We start from the raw sequence: 3,327 nt of genomic DNA on the forward strand, positions 1-3,327 counted from the left end.
AATACGAACAGGTAAAAAATGCTTTGCGTATAGACGTAAAAACAAAAACACTGCCTGCAAAACAGTAAGCTCTGGTTTACAAAATAAATAAGAACGGATTCTCGATGGATTGGGATTAAATCTCGGTTCCTGTTGAGATTAAGTAAGTTTGAATTTAAAATTTGAAATCCCGATAACTCGGGATTTTTTTGTTTTGCTATTGATGACTTTTAAAGATTAATCAACACGCTTGAAATTTGCTTTATTGTTATCATATTTAGATTTACGGTTTTCCACAATTTCCTCATATGTGCTTTATCTATATTTGAAAAATAATAACCAACATCTATTATAATGATAACTTTTACAACAATTTTAGTGCTTTTATTTATCGTGTTACTGGTCAATTTCCTGATAGTAAGATTTAGAGAAAATAAATTTCCTGATAAAACTAAAAATGAAAACTTACGATCAACAGAAAAAGTTAGACAAACAGTTTTGACTTCGGGACTAGCAATGATATTTATTGCAATGCTATACATTAATTTTTTTTATAAAACAGAATCTGAAATAGCAGCTGAAAAAGAAAGGAAGGAAAAATCAGATAAGATTTCAGCAGAAAAATTAGCACGAGAAAATGATATAAAAAGATTGGGCTTAACATCAACTGAAGTTGAAATTTTACTTCAACATGAAATTCCCGTCAATAATTTAGCAGATGAAGTCAAAAATGCTTATGAAATCTTAAAATCGCAAAAGTATTTTGTAGACACTGAGATTATAAGGTTTACAGGGCTAGCTAAAAAAACTAAAGGTTCTGAATTTGCAAAAAGAATTGAGAAAACCAAAGATTCATTAATAAAAAATAAAGATGCAATTGGCAAAAAACAGATTGCTGATTTAGATAGAAAGACCTCTTTGGAAGAATCTAAAATGCGATTGAAATATGGAGAAAATCTTAGAAATTTATTGTTAGACAAAGGCTTAGATATTAAAGTTACAGTTTTTGGCAAAGACAATAAAAAAATCAGGTTGACCTATATTCTCTTTAATGATGTATGGTTTCGAAAATTTGAAACATTGGACTATTTTGATATGATCCACGAAAAAGGCTTTAATCATATTGAGTTATCAGATGGATACGACTACGCTAGATGGATGCAATATGGTAAATAGCATGCCTAAATTATAATATTAGTATTGACCAAAACTAACGCATAAATCGTTCAAAAGGATTTTTATTATATCAACAATATAAATCATGATTTTTTGAGTTATCTATTAAATTATTTCTGTATTAGATAAGTGTATAAAAAAACGAATAAAATTTTTTGAATATCCGTTAAACAACCTATTACTATGCATTGATATGAAAATCAATCATTTATAATAGGCACTTCGACAAGCTCAGTGTGACACCTCTAATACTAAACGCTTGATTTTTAGCGATGTCAAGCTGAGCCTGTCGAAGCTTTAGGTTAATAAACGGACAATCAAATAAAATTTTTATATTAATTTAGAGAACAGAAATTTTTATTCAGTCACAAATTATTATCTTTATAAATATTAGTAAACTATTTTAACCATGAATTTATTAAATTCAAAAATCAGTAATCCCGACATTTATGTATATGTAGAAGAATTTAATAAAAAAAAGAAGACCGTTCTTATCGATTTTTTTGATTCAAATTATTATCAAGTTTTTACCAATGAAATGGGTATTGAATATAATCTTGATAGCCCCACAATGGTTATGTTGAATGGTTATCGATATAATATTAAAGAAGACACAATTTACAAGATAAATTTAGATGTAATTGATTTTTTGAGAAATAATATTAATTTAATCTCACAAAACGAAAATTCTTTTCTAATTGGATTTACTATAAATGTAGAAAATATTGAGACAAAAATTTTTGGATCTTCGATTTCAGTAAAAAAATTAGATGGATATTTTAATAGATACATAGATTTATCAAAATTTACATTTGATATAAAGGGAAAATTAAAGGTGATTATAAGAAATGTGGGACATGGTAACTGGAATGAAATACTTTCTAATGATGAGGTGAAAATTGTTTTTGATGCAGGAGCATCATTAAATGAATCAAAGTCGAATATCAGAAAAATAATTGACAACAGAAATATTGAATATAATAATGCAAAACCCATTTTAATACTATCACATTGGGACAAAGATCATTACCATGCATTATTAGGAATGACTGATTCAGAGTTAAGAAATAATTTTTCGGCATTTATTTGTAGGAGTAATAAGCCAAATCTAACGTCAAGAAAACTTTTTTCTAGAATAGAAAATGCCTTAGGAATAGCAAAAACTTATCCAATCAGTGCAAATGTAAAAAATTCTAAACGTGGAGTAGTTTTGTTTAAAAATATTAATCCTATCACAGATCAAATTGTTTTGTATAATGCAGAAGAACATAAAGATAGGAATATTTCCGGCTTAGTTTTGTCAGTCAAATCAAAAAATAATAGTGTGATTTTATCTGGTGATTGTCATTATGGACAAATTTCGCGAGATATTCTTCCTCATCTGAATTTTAAACATCAACATCATCTTGTTGTGCCTCACCATGGAGGAAATGCGGGTAAATACATTTACGAAATTCCAAAAAATGCTATTCCAGGGAGAGCAATAATTTCTTCAGGAAAAAATAGTTATGGACATCCTTTAACAAAAAATATTGACTCATTAAAATCGAATCGTTACATAGTTGAGCAGACTATACGTACAAATAATGATATAATTATTCAGCTTTAAAAATTGATCAAAATTTAAAATTAACTTTACGATTTTGTATAATATCCTAAATATATTCATTATTACTTAGTTAAGAATGATATTCTGGTTTATTATAATATATGTATTTGAAATCCCAACTCTCGTCAGGATTTTTAATGTATTTCTTTTAAAGCCCAGCCATTTCAAAGAATTTTGATAACTTAATATTTTGGGCTTCACAAATTCTCATGATGGTAATTAAACTGATCTGATAATTTTCATCTTCTCTAATTCTTCTTACTGTCTTTTCGTCAATGTTATTTTCATTAGCAAATTGGCTGTTATTATTCATAGGAATAACCCATTTATCCCTTATAAATTCAACGATCTTTCTATTTGCAGTTTCCACAGAAGCAAATAAAAGCGTAATTCTGTAAAATAATTCGGATTGAAATCCGAATTGAGGTGATTTTTTATTACTTTTGTAAGCAGATTAAAATCAAAGCAACCCAAAAAACAATAAAAACACAAAACCTTCTTCGTATGAAAAAGAACAGCATAGACTTTGAATCCCGCTTTTGGTGCGGTCGGAAGAAACATTC

Annotated in this window: 3 protein-coding genes; 2 read left to right on the forward strand and 1 reads right to left on the reverse strand. The window is 27.7% G+C overall.

The window, feature by feature from the left end; genetic code table 11:
- Positions 1 to 333: 333 nt before the first annotated feature.
- Positions 334 to 1,155 (forward strand): hypothetical protein, encoded by an 822-nt coding sequence (locus tag WFK35_RS21600; RefSeq protein ID WP_336734605.1) that lies wholly within the window; start codon positions 334 to 336, stop codon positions 1,153 to 1,155.
- Between the two features lie 409 nt (positions 1,156 to 1,564).
- Positions 1,565 to 2,764, forward strand: a complete 1,200-nt coding sequence (locus WFK35_RS21605) for a hypothetical protein (protein ID WP_336734607.1) — start codon at positions 1,565 to 1,567, stop codon at positions 2,762 to 2,764.
- 148 nt (positions 2,765 to 2,912) lie between these two features.
- On the opposite strand, the gene WFK35_RS21610 is transcribed toward WFK35_RS21605, so the two are convergent.
- Positions 2,913 to 3,134 (reverse strand): helix-turn-helix domain-containing protein, encoded by a 222-nt coding sequence (locus WFK35_RS21610; RefSeq protein ID WP_256038561.1) that lies wholly within the window; start codon positions 3,132 to 3,134, stop codon positions 2,913 to 2,915.
- Positions 3,135 to 3,327 lie beyond the last annotated feature (193 nt).

Source organism: Chryseobacterium sp. VD8, from assembly GCF_037149975.1.
Lineage (GTDB): Bacteria > Bacteroidota > Bacteroidia > Flavobacteriales > Weeksellaceae > Chryseobacterium > Chryseobacterium indicum.

What these genes read in the sequence shown, in the direction of transcription:
- WFK35_RS21605 (WP_336734607.1), top strand. Translation starts at nt 1,565, where the DNA reads ATGAATTTATTAAATTCAAAAATCAGTAATCCCGACATTTATGTATAT.
- WFK35_RS21600 (WP_336734605.1), top strand. Translation starts at nt 334, where the DNA reads ATGATAACTTTTACAACAATTTTAGTGCTTTTATTTATCGTGTTACTG.